14 protein-coding genes are annotated in these 19,359 nt (G+C 75.2%); all 14 read left to right on the top strand.

Features of this window, described 5'->3' with window-relative positions; all coding sequences use genetic code 11:
- Positions 1 to 33: 33 nt before the first annotated feature.
- The 14 genes from ACH5AR_RS00135 (at position 34) to ACH5AR_RS00070 (ending at position 19,334) form a co-directional block, all read left to right on the top strand.
- A complete protein-coding gene (locus tag ACH5AR_RS00135; RefSeq protein ID WP_396299059.1) occupies positions 34 to 1,080 on the top strand; it encodes an SAM-dependent methyltransferase in 1,047 nt (348 codons plus the stop codon).
- On the top strand, positions 1,080 to 2,111 hold the full coding sequence (locus ACH5AR_RS00130; RefSeq protein WP_396299058.1) for a pyridoxal phosphate-dependent aminotransferase: 1,032 nt from the start codon (positions 1,080 to 1,082) through the stop codon (positions 2,109 to 2,111). Before ACH5AR_RS00135 ends, ACH5AR_RS00130 begins: the two co-directional genes overlap by 1 nt.
- 174 nt (positions 2,112 to 2,285) lie before the next feature.
- Complete coding sequence (locus ACH5AR_RS00125; protein WP_396299057.1) at positions 2,286 to 3,599, top strand: MFS transporter; 1,314 nt, start codon at positions 2,286 to 2,288, stop codon at positions 3,597 to 3,599.
- 100 nt (positions 3,600 to 3,699) lie between these two features.
- On the top strand, positions 3,700 to 4,797 hold the full coding sequence (gene hppD / locus ACH5AR_RS00120) for a 4-hydroxyphenylpyruvate dioxygenase (RefSeq protein ID WP_396299056.1): 1,098 nt from the start codon (positions 3,700 to 3,702) through the stop codon (positions 4,795 to 4,797).
- Positions 4,794 to 5,945, top strand: a complete 1,152-nt coding sequence (locus ACH5AR_RS00115; RefSeq protein WP_396299055.1) for an alpha-hydroxy acid oxidase — start codon at positions 4,794 to 4,796, stop codon at positions 5,943 to 5,945. The genes hppD and ACH5AR_RS00115 overlap by 4 nt, the downstream gene beginning before the upstream one ends.
- Positions 5,946 to 6,010: 65 nt before the next feature.
- Complete coding sequence (locus ACH5AR_RS00110; RefSeq protein WP_396299516.1) at positions 6,011 to 7,240, top strand: aminotransferase class I/II-fold pyridoxal phosphate-dependent enzyme; 1,230 nt, start codon at positions 6,011 to 6,013, stop codon at positions 7,238 to 7,240.
- Between the two features lie 282 nt (positions 7,241 to 7,522).
- Positions 7,523 to 10,069, top strand: coding sequence for a lantibiotic dehydratase (locus ACH5AR_RS00105; protein ID WP_396299054.1), 2,547 nt, complete (start codon positions 7,523 to 7,525; stop codon positions 10,067 to 10,069).
- A gap of 50 nt (positions 10,070 to 10,119) precedes the next feature.
- The gene (locus ACH5AR_RS00100) at positions 10,120 to 11,478 is read left to right on the top strand and encodes a B12-binding domain-containing radical SAM protein (RefSeq protein ID WP_396299053.1); all 1,359 of its coding nucleotides are present in this window, start codon (positions 10,120 to 10,122) and stop codon (positions 11,476 to 11,478) included.
- 1 nt (position 11,479) lies between these two features.
- Positions 11,480 to 12,574, top strand: a complete 1,095-nt coding sequence (locus tag ACH5AR_RS00095) for an arginase family protein (RefSeq protein WP_396299052.1) — start codon at positions 11,480 to 11,482, stop codon at positions 12,572 to 12,574.
- Entirely contained in the window at positions 12,571 to 13,623 is a 1,053-nt protein-coding gene (locus ACH5AR_RS00090; protein WP_396299051.1) for a hypothetical protein, read from the top strand. The genes ACH5AR_RS00095 and ACH5AR_RS00090 overlap by 4 nt, the downstream gene beginning before the upstream one ends.
- A complete protein-coding gene (locus tag ACH5AR_RS00085) occupies positions 13,623 to 14,567 on the top strand; it encodes a PHP domain-containing protein (RefSeq protein ID WP_396299050.1) in 945 nt (314 codons plus the stop codon). Before ACH5AR_RS00090 ends, ACH5AR_RS00085 begins: the two co-directional genes overlap by 1 nt.
- The gene (locus ACH5AR_RS00080; RefSeq protein WP_396299049.1) at positions 14,564 to 17,158 is read left to right on the top strand and encodes a lantibiotic dehydratase; all 2,595 of its coding nucleotides are present in this window, start codon (positions 14,564 to 14,566) and stop codon (positions 17,156 to 17,158) included. Before ACH5AR_RS00085 ends, ACH5AR_RS00080 begins: the two co-directional genes overlap by 4 nt.
- The gene (locus ACH5AR_RS00075) at positions 17,155 to 18,435 is read left to right on the top strand and encodes an MFS transporter (RefSeq protein ID WP_396299048.1); all 1,281 of its coding nucleotides are present in this window, start codon (positions 17,155 to 17,157) and stop codon (positions 18,433 to 18,435) included. Before ACH5AR_RS00080 ends, ACH5AR_RS00075 begins: the two co-directional genes overlap by 4 nt.
- Entirely contained in the window at positions 18,432 to 19,334 is a 903-nt protein-coding gene (locus ACH5AR_RS00070) for a phosphotransferase family protein (protein ID WP_396299047.1), read from the top strand. The genes ACH5AR_RS00075 and ACH5AR_RS00070 overlap by 4 nt, the downstream gene beginning before the upstream one ends.
- The last annotated feature ends 25 nt before the right edge of the window (positions 19,335 to 19,359 follow it).

Below are 19,359 nucleotides of genomic sequence, written 5' to 3'. Positions count from 1 at the left end.
ACCCGGTCCGCCCACCGAGAAACGGACACCACCATGACCACTGCGGCCATCCCCGACACCTGGCGTGGCATCACCCCGTCGCCGATCACCTCGACAGACGCCTACAACGGCTTCATCGCCGCCAACGTGATCTTCGCCCTGGACCGGATCGGCCTGCTGGAGTCGATCGGGCGCGGCGAGCCGCTCTCGGCCGCCGAGGCCACCGCCCAGGCCGGCGACACCGCCCGGACCGAGGCCGTGCTGCGCGCCGCCGCCGACTACGGCTACCTCAAGGCCGACGGCGACACCTACCTGCCCACCGAGGCCGGACTGGAGATCGCCGCCGCGCGCGGCTACTTCACCTGGGCCGTCGGCGGCTACCACGACGTGTTCGGCCGCGCCGGCCACCTGAGCGCCGGCACCCACCGCTACAACGAGGACGTCTTCCGCGACGAGGCGATGGTCGCCCTCGGCTCCGCCCAGTGCGACCAGTCGCTGTTCGCCGCCCAGCTGACCGACGTACTGAACGGGATCGACTTCCGCACCATCGCCGACCTGGGCTCCGGCACCTCCGCCCGGGTGCGCCGGGTGGTCTCGCAGCGCGAGGGCACCCGGGGCCTGGGCATCGACATCAGCCGCCCGGCCACCGACATCGCCCGCCGCGACATCGTCGAGGCCGGCATGCAGGACCGCGTCACCGCCGTCCGCGCGGACGTGCTCGGCCTGCTCGGCACCCAGATCGACAACGACGCCGAGGCCGCCGAGGTGGCCGAGGTCGACACCGTGATGAGCTTCTTCCTGCTGCACGACCTGCTGGCCGACCCGAGCACCCGCTCCTCGATCTTCACCCGGATGCGGGAGGCCTTCCCCAAGGCCCGGACCTTCGTCCTCGGCGACACCATGCTGCGCGACCCGGGCACCTCCGACGGCGCCCAGCCCGTCTTCTCGGTCGGCTTCGAGCTGGCGCACGCGATGATGGGCGTCCCGCTGCACACCAAGGCCACCTACGAGACCCTCTTCACCGACGCCGGCCTGCGGATCGAGCGCGTCGAGGCGCTGGCCACCCCGCACTCCTGGCTCTACGTCCTCCAGGCCGACTGATGGCCGCCCCGTCGACCGCCAGATTCCTGCTGGCGCAGAACGAGCACCCGTACCCGCCGCTGCCGTCGGTGCTGGCCGCGCTGGCCGGGGCCGCCACCGACCTGCACCGCTACCCGGACTTCCGGCCGGAGCGGATCGCCGGGATCGTCGCCGACTGGCAGGGCGTCCCGGCCGGCCAGGTCGTGGTCGGCCACGGCTCGGCGGGCGTGGCGCTGGACCTCTTCCACGCGGTGGTCGAGCCCGGCGACAACGTGGTGCACTCGGCGCCCTGCTTCGACGCGTACCCGCTGTTCTGCGAGATCGCCCGGGCCGAGGCCCGGCCGGTCCCGCTCGGCCCCGACGCCCGGCACGACCTGGCGGCGATGGCCGGGCGGATGGACGGGCGCACCCGGATCGTCGTGCTGTGCAACCCGCACAACCCGACCGGCACGGTCTACTCCTGGGCCGAGCTGACGGAGTTCTTCCGCCGGGTGCCGTCCACCGCGCTCATCCTGCTCGACGAGGCCTACGTCGACTTTGCCCGGGGCTGGCAGGCCCCGGACGTGCCGGCCCGGATCGCCGAGTGGCCGAACCTGGTGGTGCTGCGCACCCTGTCCAAGTCGCACGGCATCGCCGCGCTGCGGATCGGCTACGCGATGGCGCACGAGTCCGTCGCCCAGCGGGTGCGGGACCACCAGGTGCCGTACGCGGTGAACCGCCTCCAGGAGGCGGGCCTGCTCGCCGCCGTCGCCGCCGAGGACGAGATGGCGCGCCGGATCGAGGAGATCGCCGCGGAGCGCGAGCGCACCGCGGCCGAACTGCGGCGGCTCGGCTGGACGGTGGTGCCCAGCGTCACCAACTTCCTGTGGGTCGACGCCCCCGGCGACCACCTCCCGCTGCGCGCGGAGCTGGAGCGCCTGGGCGTGGCCGTGCGCTACTACCCCGGCCAGGGCATCCGGGTCGCCATCGGCGAGAAGGACGCCAACGACGCGGTGGTCGAGGGCTTCGGCGCCGTCGCCCCGCTCGCCCCGGCCGGCCCCGCCGCACCCTGACCGCCCGGCGCCCTGGGCACCGCGCGTGCGCCAGGGCGCACCCCGGGCCTCCCTGCCCCTGCGCACCACCCGCACACCTGCACACACCCGCACCACCGCTCGGCACCGCACCACCCGCACCACCGCTCGGCACCGCACACCCCGAAGCGCCGTCGGCGCAGCGAAGGAACCGCCATGCACCCCCTGTTGGCCCGCCCGGAGTTCCGGCACTACATCGCCGGGCAGACGCTGTCCGTCCTCGGTGACAGCGCCCTCTCCATCGCCCTCGGCATCTGGGCCAAGGTGCTGACCGGCAGCAACTCCGCCGCCGGTCTGGTGCTGTTCTGCTTCTCCGCGCCGCTGCTGCTGCTGCCGCTCGGCGGCCTGCTCGCCGACCGGGTCCGGCGCAAGCCGCTGCTGGTCGGCGTCAACCTGGCGGTGGCGGCCTCGCTGCTGCCGCTGCTGCTGGTCGACGGCCCGGGCACGGTCTGGATCATCTACTGCACCGCCACCATCTGCGGTCTGGCCGGGGCCGTGCTGGCCCCGGCGCAGAGCGCGCTGCTGCGCGGCATCCTGACGGAGCGCCAGGACTTCGGGGCAGCCGCCGGGATGACCCAGAGCGCCCGGGCCGGCACCACCCTGGTGGCGCCGCTGCTCGGTTCGGGCCTCTACGGCTGGTTCGGCGGGCACGTGGTGGCCGTGGCCGACCTCGCCGTGCTGCTGCTGGCCGCGCTGAGCTTCCTCACCCTGAAGGTGGAGGAGGTCAGGCCGGAGCCCTCGGGCCTGCGCTGGCGCACCGAGGTGCTGGCCGGCTTCGTCCACCTGCGCGCCTCGGTCGGGCTGCGGCCGCTGGTGCTGGCGACGGCCGCCTCCGGTTTCGTGCTGAGCCTGCTCCAGCCCGTGCTGTTCGCGCTGACCCAGCACGGGCTGCACCGCTCGCCGCAGTTCCTCGGCGTGCTGGAGACCACCGAGGCCGTCGGCGCGCTGGCCGGCTCGGTGGTCGGCGGCCTGCTGATCGGCCGGCTCGGGCCGCGCCGCACGGTCATGGCCGGGTCGGCGGTGTTCGGCCTCGGGACGGTCCTGCTGCTCGCCCCGTCGCTGTACGCGGTGTCGGCGGGCCTGGTGATCGCCGGCGCGGGCATCCCGGCCGCGCTGGTCGGGCTCGCCACCGCCGCCCAGGCCTCCACCCCGCCGCAGCTGATGGGGCGCGCCCAGGCGGCCGTCAACCTCTCGCTCACCGCGCCGCAGGCACTGGCCGTCGGCGTCGGCTCCGGTCTGGTGGCCGCACTGGACTTCCGGGTGGTGCTCGGCGTGATGGTGGTCGGCGCGCTGCTCGCCGCGGCCCACCTGATCGGCAAGCCGGAGGCCCCGACGGAGCCACCGGCGCCCGAGGGCGGCTCCGGGGACACCGAGGACTCCGATGGCACCGGGGGCTCCGGGGACACCGGGGGCTCCGGCGGCGACGGCCCGACCGAGCCGCAGGACGCCAGGGACCTCCAGCCCAGCTGACCGGCACCGCACCGCCCGTACACCCGCACCACCCTGCACGTCCGCTGAACCCGACCACCCCTCAGCACCCTCCCGTCCTCCTCACGAGAGAGCTCCTCAGATGACCGACCGTTCCTCTCCCGCCGCCACCCCGATCCCCGTCGAGCTGGACCACGTCGAGTTCTACGTGGCCGACCTCGGCGCCGAGACCGCCAAGCTGACCGCGGAGTACGGCTTCGAGCTGCTCGTCCCGCCGACCGAGCGCGGCGAGGACGCCGAGCGCTGCCTCTCCGCGCTGTTCGGCCAGGCCGACATCCGGCTGCTGGTCACCCAGCCGCTGGCCGCCGGGCACCCGGCCACCGGCTACCTGGAGCGCCACGGCGACGGCGTGGGCGCCCTCGGCCTGCGGGTGCCGGACGCCGCCGACGCGTTCCGCGTCCTGACCGCCCGCGGCGCCGAGCCGCTGCGCGCGCCGCAGGCCTCGGACGGCTGCGTCACCGCCGTGGTCGACGCCTTCGGCGACGTGGTGCACACCCTGGTCGAGCGCGGCCCGGGCGTCCCGGCCGGCCGCATCCCCGGCCTGCCGGACCCGGCCCCGCTGACCGGCGAGGGCGGGGTCGGCCTGCGCTCCGTCGACCACTTCGCGGTCCTCGTCCCGTTCGGCGAGCTGCGCAAGACCGAGCACCGCTACCGCGAGGTTTTCGGCTTCCGGACGATCTTCGAGGAGCGGGTCGAGGTCGGCGCGCTCGGCATGGACTCGGCCGTCGTGCAGAGCGCCGACCGCACCGTCACCCTCACCGTGATCGAGCCGCTCACCGCGGACGCGGGCGGCCAGATCGTCTCCTTCCTGAACGGCCACGGCGGCGCCGGGGTGCAGCACGTCGCCTTCGCCGCCGAGGACGCGGTGCGCTCCGTCGGCGCGATGGCCGAACGCGGCGTGCCGTTCCTGCGCACCCCGCAGACCTACTACGACGCGCTGCCCGGCCGCCTCACCCCGCTGCGGCACTCCGTCGAGCAGCTGCGCGAGCTGAACCTGCTGGTCGACCAGGACCACGACGGCCAGCTGTTCCAGATCTTCACCCGCTCCCAGCACCCGCGGAACACCTACTTCTTCGAGGTGATCGAGCGCATCCGCGCCCGCAACTTCGGCAGCAACAACATCCGCGCCCTCTACGAGGCCGTGGAGCTCCAGCGCAACGCCAGCGAAGTGGCCGGATGAGCGGGCCCGTCCGAAGCGTCCCGCCGGCCGGGCCGGCCGGCGGGCGCCCGGCGCTGTCCGTCGAGGAGTACGCCGAGCGGGCCCGGGCCGTGCTCGCACCGGAGGTCTGGGAGTGGCTGGAGGGCGGCGCCGAGCGCGAGCTGACCCTCGCCGCCAACCGCGCCGCCTTCGACCGGGTGGCCCTCGTGCCCCGGGTGCTGACCGACGTCAGCACCCGGGACACCGCCGCCACCCTGGTGCGCAGCCGGGCGGCCCTGCCGGTGGCGGTGGCGCCCGTCGCGTACCACCGGCTGTTCCACCCCGAGGGCGAGCTGGCCTCGGCCCGCGCCGCGGCCGCCGCCGGCGTGCCGTTCACCGTCGGCACGCTCAGCAGCGTCGGCTTCGAGGAGCTGGCGAAGACGGGCGCCACGCTCTGGTTCCAGCTGTACTGGCTGCGCGACCGCGGCCGGCTGCTGGACCTCGTCCGGGCGGCCGAGGAGGCCGGCAGCGAGGCCCTGGTGGTCACCGCCGACGTGCCGTACATGGGCCGCCGGCTGCGCGACGCCAGGAACGCCTTCGCGCTGCCCGCCGACGTCCGCGCGGCGCTGCTGGAGGGCGGCGCCGGCGGGCGGGCGCACGAGTCCACCGCCGCCGTCTCGGCGGTGGCCGCGCACACCGCCGAACTGCTCTCCCCCGGCGTCACCTGGGCCGACCTGGAGTGGCTGCGGGGGCGGACCGGACTGCCCCTCGTGGTCAAGGGCGTGCTCGACCCTGCCGACGCCCGGCGGGCCGCGGACACCGGCGCCGCGGCCGTGGTGGTCTCCAACCACGGCGGCCGCCAGCTCGACCGGGCCGTGCCCGCCCTGGCGGTCCTGCCGACCGTCGTCGACGCGCTGGCCGGCGAGGACTGCCAGGTGCTGATGGACAGCGGGGTGCGCGGCGGCTCGGACGTGCTCACCGCACTGGCCCTCGGCGCCCGCGGGGTACTGCTCGGCCGCCCGCTGATCTGGGGCCTGGCGGCCGGCGGCGAGGCGGGCTGCACCGAGGTGCTCGACCTGCTCGCCGCCGAACTGCGGCACGCGCTCGGCCTCGCCGGCTGCGCCGACCTGCGGGCCGCCGCCGCGCTGCGCACCACCACCCTGCCCCGCACCACCTGGAGCAACCCGTGACCACCACCGCCGCCCCGCACGACCTGCTGCTGACGGGTCTGCACTCCTCCCTCGCCGACCCGGCGATGACCTCGATGAACCTGCTCAACGAGATCTCCATCCGCTACCCGGAGGCGGTCTCCTTCGCCGCGGGCCGCCCGGCCGAGCAGTTCTTCGAGCTGGACGCCGTCCACCGCCACCTGGACCGCTACCTCGACCACCTGCGCACCGAGCGCGGGCTGACGCCGGAGCAGGCCCGCCGCCAGGTGCTCCAGTACGGGCGGACCAAGGGGATCATCCACGACCTGATCGCCGCCCACCTCGCGAAGGACGAGGGCATCGAGGTGCCCGCCGAGGCCGTCGTGGTGACGGTGGGCTGCCAGGAGGCGATGTTCCTGGTGCTGCGCGCACTGCGCCGCGGCCCCGAGGACGTGGTGCTGGCCGTCTCCCCCACCTACGTGGGGCTGACCGGCGCGGCGCTGCTGGCCGACCTCCCGGTGCGGGCGGTGGCCGACGGCCCGGACGGCGTGGACCTCGCCGACCTGCGCCGCCGACTGAGCGCCGCCCGGGCCGAGGGGCTGCGCCCGCGGGCGCTCTACCTGGTGCCGGACGTGGCCAACCCGAGCGGGGCCAGCCTGCCGCTGGAGCTGCGCCGGGAGCTGCTGGCGCTGGCGGCCGAGGAGGACTTCCTGCTGCTGGAGGACAACCCGTACTGCGTCTTCGCGGGTGAGGAGCGGCTGCCCTCGCTCAAGGCGCTGGACACCGGGCGGCGGGTGGTCCACCTCGGCTCCTTCGCCAAGACGGCGCTGCCGGGCGCCCGGGTCGGGTACGTGCTGGCGGACCAGCTGGTGGCCGACGGGCAGGGCGGCACCGCGCTCTTCGCCGACCTGCTCGGCATGGTCAAGAGCATGACCACGGTGAACACCTCGCCGATCGCCCAGGCGGTGATCGGCGGCGCGCTGCTGGAGCACGACCTGAGCCTGCGGGCCGCCAACACCGAGGTCGCCGCGCTCTACCGGCGCAACCTCTCGCTGGTGCTGGAGGGCCTGGCCAAGCGGTTCCCGCCCGGCAGCGGGGTGACCTGGAACGAGCCGCGCGGCGGGTTCTTCCTGGTGCTCACCGTGCCCTGCGTGGTGGACGACGCGCTGCTGGAGGTCTCGGCCTCGCAGTACGGGGTGATCTGGACGCCGATGTCGCACTTCTACCCGGGAGCGGGCGGGGAGCACCAGCTGCGGCTGTCCGTCAGCCAGGTGGACCCGGCCACCGTCGACCGGGGGCTGGACGGCCTGGCGGCGCTGCTCGCCGACCGGGCCTGACCGGCCCGGGCGGGGGCGCCCCGCTGCGGGGCGCCCCCGCCCGGGAGCGGATCCGCCCGGGACTGACCCGACATCACTTTTCGGCCCGATCCGGTCGATTGCGGCCATCCCCATCCGCCGAACCCTGCGGACCACCTCGGCTTTCGGCTGCCGACCGATCAATCCTGGCCGGAAAGCCGTACCTTGACCCCATCGTTATTGAAAGCCCCCTCGACACGTTGTTATGGTCACGAACTGTCGTGATCAAGTCAGCGCACGAGGGGGCGGTCGATGGACGGGATCATGGACGGAACCGGGTGGTCGCTCGCCCCGGTCGCGATGCTGCGCCACGCGGGCTACCCGCTCTCGCTGCTCGACCGCGTCGTCGCCCCCGGCACCGCGCGGGCCGCCGACACGGTGCTCGCCCTGCGGGACGAGGCCGTCGAGCTGGGGCGGCGGCTGAAGGCCGCCCTGCGCGCGGAGCGGGCCGGCCGCCAGGGCGACCTCGCCTCCGGGGTCGGCATGCTCCGCCCCTTCCCGCCCGCCGACCTCGCCCGGCTGGAGGCCGTCCTCGGCCCGGACGCCCTGGACTCGGCCAAGCGCTACCAGGACGCGGTGCTGGCTCTGGACGCCCACTGGGAGGCCTACCGGCAGGAGCACGGCGCCGCCCTCGCCGACGCCCGCCGGGCCGTCGTCGAGCTGTTCCGCGAGCCCTCCCTCCAGCAGGTCCTGCTGCTGTCCAACGACGCCCGCTTCGAGGAGTTCACCTCCTGGATCGCGGCCGGCGGCACCGGGTCGGACGGGCACGTCAGGCGGATGACCGACCTGCTCGCGATGTACCTCCAGCGGGTCACCACCAAGAACGAGACCCACTCGCACTTCGGGCCCCTGGCCGTCGCCCGCACCGGGGTGCCGGGCGCCGCCGACGGCATCGCCTGGTCCACCGGCGAGCTGCGCCGCACCGCCCTGCTCAGCCACTGGGCGGGCGAGGAGCTGGCCGCCGTCCTCAGCGCCCGCCCCGAGGCCTTCGAGACGGTGCGCCCGCGCCGGCGCCCGCTCGCCTTCGCCGAGGGCCCCACCGTGCGGCTGTACGCCTTCGAGAGCACCACCGGCATGCCGGACGGCTGGCGCTTCGTCGCGGTGAAGTCCGACACCTTCGACGCCGACCGGGCCTGGCTCTGGGAGCGCTGCGACGGGGAGCGCACGGTGGCGCGGCTGCGCGCCGAGTGGGCCGCACGCCCGGACCGTGCCGCCGACCTCGGCCGCGACCGCGACGCCGGCCGTGACTTCGACCGGGTGCTCGCCGAACTCGTCGACCAGGACTGGCTGATCGCCCGCTGGGAGATCCCGATCGGCTCTACCGACGTGCTGCGCTCGCTCGCCGGGCACCTGCCCGAGGACTCGCCCGACCTCGCCGTGGTGCACCGCTTCCAGGACGGCCTGCGCCGCTTCGCCGAGGGCCCGACGGCCGGACGCGCGGCCCTGCTCGGCGAGCTCAAGCAGGCCTTCGAGGAGGCCACCGGGGCCAGCGCCAACCGCTCCGAGGGCCGGCACTACGCCGACCGGAGCATCCTCTACGAGGAGGCGTACAGCCCCGTGCGGGACGTCGTCCTCGGCCCGGACGTCACCGACGTGATCGCCCGCGAGCTGTCCGTGGTCTACGACCTGACGCTGCTCGTCCCGCGCCTGCGCGTGCGCCGCGAACTGGAGGTCCTGCACCGCTGGGCGGCCGGGCGCTTCGGCCTCGGCACGCCCGTCCCGCTGGCGGACTTCTACGCCGCCTTCTTCGCCGACAAGCCCCGGCTCGCCGCGCAGTGCGAGGAGGTCGACCGGGAGATCGCCGCGCTCGACCGGGAGGTCGTCGACCTGCTGCTGGAGGGCGCCGAGGACGGCCGGGCCGAGAGCGTCGTCGACCGGGCCCGGCTGGAGGAGCTGCTCGCCCGCCACCCGGACACCCCGCCCGCGCTGTGCAACCCGGACGTCATGCTCGCCGCGCCGGACACCGCCGCGATCGCCCGCGGCGACTTCCTCGCCGTCGTCGGGGACTGCCACGCCGTGCGCGAGGCGCTCACCCACTCCAGCTTCGCCCCGATGCTCCAGGCCGAGGCGCCGGAGCTCCTCGACGCCGTCCACGAGCGCTACCGGGGGCTGCTCGACGAGGACGAGGTGCTGGTCGACCTCTCCCGCTCCCACCCCGACAAGACCGGCGCCCAACTCACGTACCCCTGCCCGGACCTGGAGGTCCACGGGCTCTCCCCGAAGGCCCGCGGCGACGTCCTCCAGCCCGGCCGGCTCTACCTGCTGGCCACTCCCGAGCGGCTGGAGCTGCGCGCCCACGGCCTGCCGGGCCGGCTCAAGCTGCTCGCCCCGCTGGCCGGCGGCCCGAGCATCCGCCAGGACCCGCTCTCCCCGTTCGCCTTCCCCCGGCACTTCGGCGGCGTCGGCGTCCGCGCGCGGGACCGCGACCACGTGCCCCGCATCCGCTGCGGCCGGATCGTGCTGCACCGGGAGCGCTGGCGCGTCCCCGCCGAGGCCCTGCGCGGCTGGAGCCCCGGCGTCCGCCCCGCCAAGGGCGACGCCCCCGAGTTCGCCGCCGCCCGCCGGCTGCGCCGCGAGCTCGGCCTGCCCCGCCGGGGCTTCCTGAAGATCCCCGGCGAGCCGAAACCGGTCTACGTCGACTGGGACTCCCCGCTCATCGTCCGGCAGGTCTTCCGGCTCGCCCGGCGGACCACCGACCCCCTGGAGTTCAGCGAAATGCTCCCCGCCCCGGAGCACCTCTGGCTCGACATCGACGGAGAACGTCACACCAGCGAGCTGCGCTGTGCGGTCTTCTCGCGCCGTGCCCACTGAGTGCTCCGCGTCGAGGACCCCCAACGTCCCCACGGACCGAAGGCACTGCCATGACCAAGAGCTGCATCGTCCAGTTGCCCTTCCCCTCCAGCCACGACCCCGACCCGAACCTGGCCCGCTACTACGACGACTACGACCGGCGCTTCCGCGCCATGCTGCCCGAGTACTTCATCCCGACCGACGGCCTGTGGGAGATGCCGCTCTGGGTCGCCCACCTGACCGCCCTGCTGAACACCGCGGGCCTGGACTCCGTCTTCCGCGACCTCTCCCGGACGCCGGCCGAGCCGGAGCAGTGCGCCGAGCCGCTGCTGGAGGCCACCGCGCCCGGCGACCTCGTCCTGATGTCGCCGCTCGCCCAGAACCTCCGCCTCGCCCTGGAGGTGGCCAAGCTGCTGGAGCACGCCGGCCGGCGCGTCGTCCTCGGCGGCAACATGGCCCCGCTCGCCCCGGACGGCGCGGTGCACGCCGTGCACCGCGGCCAGCTCGACGCGACCTTCGTGCGCCGGCTCGTCGAACTCGCCTCCGGATCCGGCGGGAGCCTGGAGAAGCCCCTGCTGCCCGGGCTGGTGTCGGACCGGATCACCTGGTCGCCGGACTACCGCCACCTCGGCGCGTACCAGGGGCGGGTCCCGCTGCTGCGGCTCAACGCCAGCCACGGCTGCCTGTACCAGTGCTCGTTCTGCGGCGACGCCTGGAGCAAGCAGCTCACCCTCGTCGCCAAGGACGCGCTCGCCCGGGAGGTGGACGAGCTGACCGCCCGCTTCCCCGACACCCGGCTCTTCTACATCGGCGACAAGACCTTCGGCCAGTCCCGCGAGGCGGTCCGCAACCTGCTGGACGTCTTCCGCGACCGCCCCGGCTACCGCTTCATCGTGCAGACCCACGTGATGCAGGTGAAGGAGTGGATCGTCGAGGCGATGCTCGAACTCGGTGTCGTGGCCGTGGAGCTCGGCTTCGAATCGGCCGACTCGCAGATGCTCAAGCGCCTCAACAAGCTCTCCCGCGGCCTGGACGACTACACTTCGAAGATCCGTCAACTCAGCGACGCCGGGCTGAAGATCGTCCTCAACATGATGGGCGGCCTCGACGAGGAGACGGAGGCCGCGCACGGCCAGACCGTCACCTGGATGCGGGAGAACGAATCGGCGCTGTGGCTCTTCAACCTCTACAACTTCGTCCCGTACCCGCTCACCCCGGACTTCCCCCGGCTGCGCGAGCGCATCTTCAACTGGGACTTCGCCGACTGGCGGGAGGACGCCCCGGTCGTCTACCGGCCCGCGCACCTGTCCCCCGAGGCGAGCTGGGACCTGTTCCAGGAGAAGATCGCCGCCGCCCACGCCATCATCCGCGACCCGCAGCCGGTCGCCGCGAGCACCGCGACCGGCGGGCCCGCCGCGCAGGAGGACTGACATGACCGAGCTCCCCGACTTCGAAGCGCTCCAGAGCAGCGTCAAGCCCGAGGACTTCGAGCAGGACCCGCTGCCGGGCTGGGCCGGCGTCGGCACCCTCTTCGGCGCCCCCACCACCGCCGCCGACCAGGTGGACGTGGGCGAGGCGGGCTGGGTGGTCTCCGGCGTGCCCTTCGACGCCACCGCCAGCTCCCGGCCGGGCGCCGCCGAGGGGCCGCGGGCGATCCGCCAGGCCAGCCTGGTGTTCTCCAGCTACCTCACCAGCCTCGGCCAGTGGCGGATGCTGGACACCCGCACCGGGCAGACCTTCCGCTACCACGCGCCCCGCGTCGCGGACGCCGGCGACCTGCACATCTACCCGACGGACACGGTCAAGACCTTCCAGGCCGTCGCCGCCGAGAGCCGCCGGCTCAGCCGCAACGCCCCGCGCGTCGTCTTCCTCAACGGCGACCACTCCTGCACCTTCCCCACCTTCGCCGGCTTCCGCGCCGGCCGGCTGGACCGCGGCGAGGGCCGGGTGGGGTTCGTCAACATCGACCACCACTTCGACTTCGGCAACTGGAGCACCCTGCACGGGCCGCTCTACCACGGCTCCAACTCCCGCCGGATCAGCGAGATCCCCGGGATGCGCCCGGAGGACATCGCCTTCGTCGGCGTCGGGGACGTCACCAAGTACGACCAGTTCCGCGGCCTGCTCGACAGCGGCTTCCACGTCGTGCCCGGCTCCTCGATCACCCGGGACGGCGCCGCCGCGGCCCTGCGCCCGGTGATCGAGGAGCTCGGCTCGCGCTGCGACACGGTCTACGTCTCGCTCGACATCGACGTGCTCGACAGCGCCGCGGCGACCGGCACCGGCCACGTCACCATGGGCGGGATCGGCATCGGCGACCTCCTCGACGTCTACGAGGAGCTGCGCGCCCTGCCCGTCGGCGCCGTCGACATCGCCGAGATCGCGCCCCGCTACGACCCCTCCGGCGGCACCGCGCAGATCGCCGCCCGGCTGCTCTTCGAGTTCCTGTTCCGCACCGAGGTGGCCCCGGCCGAACTCGCGCCCTGGGCCCCCGCCGCTCCCTCCGCACCCCTGGAGTCCCGGTGAGATTCACCCCCCACGAAGCGCAGTTCGACTGTACCCCGCTGCTCTCCGGGGACCCGGTCGAGCGCGAACGGGCGCTGGACGCCCTCACCGCCGAGGCCGTCGAGGTCATCCACCGGACCGGCTGGGCGGTCTTCCGGATCGGCCGGCTGCGGCTCGGGGTCGAGGACAGCCGCCGGCTGTCCGCCTCCGTCGTCGAGCGCGTCCGCACCACGCTGATCGCCCGCGGCGCCCCGGCCCGGATGCGGCTGGAGATCGACCGGGCGCAGCAGACCTACGTGCCCGAGGGCTACGCCACCCGCACCCTGCTGCCCCACCACGACGGCCAGCACTGCTCGTACCTGACGCCCAGCCTGCTGGACGCCCCCGACTGGGACCCGGCGCTGCGCACCTACGGCGACACCGGGTACACCACGACCCCCGCGCACAAGATGTACCAGGGCATCTTCCTGCCCGAGGTCGGCGAGGGGCTGAGCGTCACCACGTACTACGACTGGCTCGGCGTGATCGAGGAGGTGATGGAGCGGCGCGGCATCGACCGGGGCACCGACCCGGTGGCCGGCGCGGCCCGGTGGCTCGGCGACAACCTGCGCCGCGGCCTGGAGCGCCAGCCCGAACACGGCTGCGCCTACCCCTCGGTGGGCGCCATGCTGGGGCTGGAGGAGCCGTTCTGGCACGGGCTGTCCTTCCACCACAGCGAGGCCGAGCTGACCAAGCAGGAGCGGCTGCGCTACCCGGCGGCCGCCCTGCTGGCCCGCGACTGCGCCTGCGGCGAGTGCCGCGGCGAGGCCGCCCGGCTCTTCTGCCACCAGCTGCTCACCGCCACCGGCCTGACCTGGGCGAGGTTCCGCCGCCGCTGGGAGGTCCTCGCCCCGGGCGAGCAGTACGACCTGCTGCTCGGCCACAACCTGACCATGCTGCACGGCGGCCTGGCCGGCGGCGCGGGGCGGGTCATCGAACCGCTCTGCCTGGTCGTGGACGAGCCGACCGGCCCCGAGTACGAGCGCTGGCTGGCCGCCTCCTGGCGGCGCACCCTGCCCGGAGCCCGCTGATGCGGGGGGCGCCCGCCACCCTGGCCACCCCCGTCGACCTGCACCTGCACACCCGGTGCTCGGACGGGGACGAGACCCCGGCCGAGCTGGCCCGGCGGTGCGTGGCGGCCGGGCTGCGGGTGGCCGCCGTGACGGACCACGACACCGTCGCGGGCGTGGCCGCCTTCGAGCGGGCCGCCGGCGGGCGCCTCACCGTGGTACCGGCCTGCGAGGTCACCACCGAGTGGCGCGGCCGGGAGACCCACTGCCTGGCCTACTTCGTCGACCCGGGCGACGAGGCCTTCCGGCGCCGGATCGGGCGCCTCCACGACGCCGAGCTGGCCTGGTGGGGCGCCTGGACCGACCGGGCGCGGGCCCTCGGCGTGCCGCTCGACCGGGCCGGGGTCGAACGGCGCCTGGGCGGCGGCCGGGTGGCCTTCGTCGACGACTACCTGGCGCTGCTGCTGGAGGCCGCGCGGGACGACCCGCGGTTCGCGCCGTACGCCGACGGCGAGGACCGGTTCGCCCGGCTGGCCGCCGACTGGTGCCGCCCCGGGCAGCCGCTGTACGTCGAACACCCGGTCATGCCCGGCCTGGTGGAGGTGCTGTCCTGGGTCGAACAGGCCGGCGGGGTCGCCGTCCTCGCCCACCCCGGCCGGCTCACCGCCGGGCTGGACGCCGCCGAGGCCGCGGCGCTGCTGGAGCCGCTGCGGGCGGCCGGCCTGGCCGGGCTGGAGGTGTGGACCAGCTGGCACACCCCGGCCGACAGCACCCGGCTCGCCGCGGTGGCCGAGCGGCTCGGCCTGGTCGCCACCGCCGGATCCGACTACCACGGGACGCGGGTCAAGCCGTGGGCGCCGAGCCCCGGCCTGCTGCCCGCGCTCCCCGCCGACCCGTTCGCCGTCCTGGACGCCCTGCACGACCGGCGCCCTTCCGTCCACTCGACTCCCCAGGTGAGGCTGTGACCACCGTCAACGACCCCCAGACCAGCGCCGGGCCCGGTACGCGCGTCGCCTGGCAGCTCGCGCCGGTCGTCGTGCTCCGCCAGGCCGGCTTCCCGATGGAGCTGCTCGCCCCGCTGGCCGACCCGGCCGCCGCCGAGGAGGCCGCGGAGCTCGTCGCCCTCGGGCAGCGGCTGAAGGAGCTGGCCGAGGAGTTCAAGGCCGCCCTGCGCCGGCACCCGGTGCCCGGCGCCGCCCGGCTGTCCTCCCCCGCCGGGTACCTGCTGCCCGTCCCCGAGCCCGAGCTGGCCGCCGCGGCCGCCGCCGTCCCCGCCGACGCGGCCGCCACCCTGCGCGCCTACCAGGACGCCGCCCGGCGGTTCGCCGAGGAGCAGGCGCGGTTCGCCGCCCGGCACCAGGACCGGCTCGACCGGGCCGGGGCCGCGGTGGTCGAGGCCTTCGGCGACGAACGGCTGCGGCAGGTGCTGCTGCTCTCCAACGACTCCGCCTACCCCACCTTCGCCGCCTGGCTGGACTCCCACGACGGCGGGACGGGCCGGCGCACCCGCAAGATGACCGACCTGCTCACCATGTACCTCCAGCGGGTCACCACCAAGAACGAGACCCACTCGCACTTCGGCCCCTTCACCCCGGGCCGCCTCGGCACCGCCCCGGGCATCACCTGGTCCGGCGAACGGGAGCTGGAGCGGCGCGCGCTGTTCAGCCACTGGGCCGCGGAGAGGATCGCCCAGAGCGCCGCCGCCGTCCCCGGCCTGCTCGACTACGCCCGGCCCCGGCGCCGCCCGCTCTCCTTCCTGCGCGACGGCCGGATCGACCTGTACGCCTTCACCACCCGCGACGGCCTGGACACCGACTGGGACTTCCGGCACCTCGGCGGGCGCCCGGTGGAGCCGCACGAGGCCTGGCTGTGGCAGCACTGCGACGGTGAGCGCACCCTGCGCGACCTGCGGCGGGCCTGGCAGGAGGAGCTGCGCTGCCCGCTGCCCTTCGACAAGGTGCTCACCGAACTCGCCGAACGCGAGTGGGTGGTCGTCGAGTTCGAGATCCCGATCGGCGACCACCGGCCGCTGGCCGCGCTGCGCGAGCAGCTGGCCGCCGCCCCCGCCGAGCTCGCCGCCCCGCTGCTCACCGCGATCGACGGCTTCGAGGCGGACCTGGCCCGCTTCGCCCGGCTGCCGCTGAGCGAGCGCGCGGCCGCGCTCGCCGCCGCCAAGGCCCGCTTCGAGGAGCTGACCGGCGGCCCCGCGAACCGCAACAGCGGCCTGCACTACGCCGACCGCAGCATCCTGTTCGAGGAGGCCCGCGGCCGGCCCGTCGACCTGACCGTCGGGCCGGACCTCGCCCGCTTCATCACCGACGAGCTGTCCGTCGTGTACGAGACCGTGCTGGCCGGCCCGCGCCTGCGGATGCGGCGCGAACTGGTCATCCTCACCCGGTGGGTGGCCGACCGCTTCGGCCCGGGGGTGGAGATCCCGCTGGACGTGCTCTACGCCGAGTTCTTCCGCGACCGGGACGCCATCGCCCGCGAGTGCCTGGCCGTCGAGGCCGAACTCGCCGAACTGGACCGGGCGATCGGCGCCGCCCTGCTCGGCGACGCCGCCGCCGACCCGGACCGCTGCGAGGTCGTGGTGGACCGGGAGCGGATGGCGGCCGTCCTCGCCTCCCAGCCGAGCAGCCCGCCGGCGGTCTGCGACCCGGACATCCTGTTCGCCGCGGGAAGCCGGGAGGACCTCGCCGCGGGCCGGTTCACCGCCGTCATCGGCGACTGCCACGCGGTGCGGGAGGTCATCACCCACACCAGCTTCGGCCCGCTGATCCAGGAGCACACCCCCGAGCTGCTCTCCGAGGTGTACCGCGGCTACCGCTCCCTGCTCGCGGACGACGAGGTGCTCGCCAACCTGTCCCGCGGCCACCCCGACAAGTCCTCCACCCAACTCGTCTACCCCTGCCACGACCTGGAGGTCTACGGCCGCTCCGCGCAGTCCCGCGACCGGGTGCTCCAGCCCTCCCGGCTCTACCTGGTGCTGCGCGACGGCCGGCTGGAGCTGCGCGCCCACGGCGTGGAGGGGCGGCTGCGGCTGATGGCGCCCCCGGCCGGCGGCCCGAGCATCCGGCAGGACCCGCTCTCCCCGTTCGCCTTCCCCCGGCACTTCGGCGGCGCCGGGCTGGACGCCCCCGACCTGGCGCACATCCCGCGCATCCGCCACGGCCGGGTGGTGCTCCAGCGCGAGACCTGGCGCATCCCCGCCGCCCGGCTGCGCGACAGCAGCGCGTTCGGCCGCCGCACCGGCCGGGACGACGCCGCGCTGTTCGTCGCCGCCTGCCGGCTGCGCGCCGAGCACCGGCTGCCCCGGCACGTCTTCGTCAAGGTCCCCGGCGAGCCCAAGCCGGTCTACGTCGACTGGGATTCCCCGCTGCTGGTCCGGCAGCTGGGCCGGCTGGCCGCCCGGGTCGAGGGCACCCTGGAGGTCTCCGAGATGCTGCCCGCCCCCGACCAGCGCTGGCTGGAGGTGGACGGCCTGCGGTACACCAGCGAACTGCGCTGCGCCGTCTTCTCGGCGGGCCACCAGGACCGGCCGGAGCCGCGCGGGTGAGCTCCGACACCACCGTCCGCCCGGCCTCCGGCTACCACCGGGTCATCGGCGCCGCCGCCTCCTCCGCGGTCGGCGACGGCATGCGCTTCGCCGCGCTGCCGCTGCTGTCCACGGCGGTGCTGCGCGACGCCTTCCAGGTCTCCGCGGTCACCGCCGCGACCACGGTGCCCTGGCTGCTGTTCGCCCTGCCCGCCGGGGCGTACGCCGACCGCTTCGAGCGGCGCCTGCTGATGGTCCTCGCCGACCTGCTGCGCGCCGCGGTGCTGCTGCTGACCGTCCTGCTGCTCGCCGCCGACCGGCTGACCTTCTGGCCGCTGCTCACCGCGGCGTTCCTGCTGGGCGTCGGCGAGGTGCTGTTCGACTGCGCGTCCTTCGCGCTGCTGCCGAGCGTCGTCCCCCCGGAGCGGCTGGAGGCGGCGAACGGCCGGCTCTTCGCGGTCCAGACGGTCGGCCGCGACCTGCTCGGGCAGGTGGTCGGCGGGGTGCTGTTCACGGTGGGCCGGGCCGTCCCGCTGCTGCTCGACGCGGTCTCCTTCCTGGCCTCCGCGCTGCTGCTGCGCGGCGTGCGCGGATCCGCGCCCGAGGCCGCGGCCGGGGCGGAGGGCGGGGCGGAGGGCGGGGCGGGGCCGTCCGCCGGGCGGCCCCGGCTGCTGGCCGACATCCGGGAGGGCGTCGCCCTGGTGCTGCGCGACCCGCTGCTGCGCGCCCTGACCGTCTCGGCCGGCGTCATCAACGCCGTCTACCTGGGGCAGATCGCGGTCTTCGTGATCCTGGTGCGCGACGTGCTGGGGCTGCCGGACTCCGCGTACGGGGCGCTGCTGGCCGCCGGCGCCGTCGGCGGGGTGCTCGGCAGCACCGTCGCGAGCCGGCTGACCAGGGCGGTCGGGCGGGTCCCCGCGCTGGTCGGCAACCTGGCGCTGATGGGCGTCGCGGGCCTGGCCGTGGGGGCGAGCGACCGGGTGTGGGTGGTGGCCGTCGCCTACTGCGCGACCGGCTTCGCCCTGATGGTCTGGAACGTCGTCGCCGTGTCGCTGCGCCAGACGATCGTCCCGGACCGGATGCTCGGCCGGGCCACCGGCGTCTACCGGCTGTTCGCCTGGGGCACGATGCCCCTCGGCGCGCTGGTCTTCGGCCGGGTGAGCACCGCGGCCGGGCCGGGCGCCGCCTTCGCCCTCGGCGGCGTGGTCACCCTGCTGACCTGCCTGCCGATCGCCTACACCCTGCTGAGGGACAGCAGGGTGTCCGACCGTCGCAAGACTCCCGAGGATGCACCATGAGTGAGCGTTTCGCCGAACTGGACCGGCTGGCCGAGCAGTGGGGCCTGAGCGGCCTGGAACTCGTCGGCAAGGGCCTGGAGTTCACCGTCTTCCGGGCCCTGGACCGGGACGGCGGGCCGGTCGCGGTACGCCTCGCGCACCGGCGGTTCGACTCCAACGCCAACGACCCGCACGTGGACACCCGCGCCCTGCTCGTCCAGGAGCACGCCGTCGCCCGGCACCTGGCCGCGTACGGCCTGCCGGTCGCCCGGGCCCGGGAGCTGGTGCTCGCCGACGACCCCGGCTCCCCCGACGTGCTGCTCTCCGACTACGTCCCCGACGACGGCTCGCCGCTCGACTCCCACGCCCTCGGGCGGCTGCTCGCCGAGCTGCACCGGGTGCCGCCGCCGCGGCTGCGGCCGGTGGCCGCCGAGGGCGCCGGCACCGCCGAGGCGGTCGCCGCCCGGATAGGCCGCCGCTGGGCCGAGCTCGCCCGCCTCGTGGACGACCTGCCCGAGCCCCCGGCCGCCGCCCTGCTCACCCGGCAGCTGGCCGGCCTCACCGAGGACAGCCTGCTTCACCTGGACGTGCGCAGCTCCAACATCCGCCGGGCGCACGGCCGCGCCACCGCCCTGCTGGACTGGTCGAACGCCCTGCTCGGCACGCCCGCCCTGGAGTTCGGCCGGCTCGCCGAGTACGCCCGCTACCCGGAGAACGAGCTCGACCCGGCCGCCCTGCGCGCGGGCTACGCGACCGTCGCCCCCGTCCCCGCCGAGGACGACCCCTGCCTGCTCGCCTGCCGCCTGGACGCCGCCCTGATGCTCGCCCTGGTCTTCCTCTCCGAGGCCCCCGACCCCGCTCGCGGCCCCGGCGCCGCCGCCCACGCCCGCGACCTCGCCCTGCGCCTGGTCCGCGGCTAGGGCCTGTCTTCGAGCTCCCGCCTGC

The sequence above is a fragment of the Kitasatospora sp. NPDC018619 genome (assembly GCF_044391605.1).
Taxonomy (GTDB): Bacteria; Actinomycetota; Actinomycetes; order Streptomycetales; family Streptomycetaceae; genus Kitasatospora.
This window is presented reverse-complemented; position numbering and strand designations above follow the sequence as displayed.

Excerpts from the sequence above, each read along its gene's own strand:
- ACH5AR_RS00105 (WP_396299054.1), top strand. The coding sequence starts at position 7,523 with ATGGACGGAACCGGGTGGTCGCTCGCCCCGGTCGCGATGCTGCGCCAC.
- ACH5AR_RS00070 (WP_396299047.1), top strand. The coding sequence starts at position 18,432 with ATGAGTGAGCGTTTCGCCGAACTGGACCGGCTGGCCGAGCAGTGGGGC.
- ACH5AR_RS00095 (WP_396299052.1), top strand. The coding sequence starts at position 11,480 with ATGACCGAGCTCCCCGACTTCGAAGCGCTCCAGAGCAGCGTCAAGCCC.
- ACH5AR_RS00085 (WP_396299050.1), top strand. The coding sequence starts at position 13,623 with ATGCGGGGGGCGCCCGCCACCCTGGCCACCCCCGTCGACCTGCACCTG.
- ACH5AR_RS00110 (WP_396299516.1), top strand. The coding sequence starts at position 6,011 with ATGACCTCGATGAACCTGCTCAACGAGATCTCCATCCGCTACCCGGAG.
- ACH5AR_RS00125 (WP_396299057.1), top strand. The coding sequence starts at position 2,286 with ATGCACCCCCTGTTGGCCCGCCCGGAGTTCCGGCACTACATCGCCGGG.
- ACH5AR_RS00135 (WP_396299059.1), top strand. The coding sequence starts at position 34 with ATGACCACTGCGGCCATCCCCGACACCTGGCGTGGCATCACCCCGTCG.
- ACH5AR_RS00100 (WP_396299053.1), top strand. The coding sequence starts at position 10,120 with ATGACCAAGAGCTGCATCGTCCAGTTGCCCTTCCCCTCCAGCCACGAC.
- hppD (WP_396299056.1), top strand. The coding sequence starts at position 3,700 with ATGACCGACCGTTCCTCTCCCGCCGCCACCCCGATCCCCGTCGAGCTG.
- ACH5AR_RS00115 (WP_396299055.1), top strand. The coding sequence starts at position 4,794 with ATGAGCGGGCCCGTCCGAAGCGTCCCGCCGGCCGGGCCGGCCGGCGGG.
- ACH5AR_RS00130 (WP_396299058.1), top strand. The coding sequence starts at position 1,080 with ATGGCCGCCCCGTCGACCGCCAGATTCCTGCTGGCGCAGAACGAGCAC.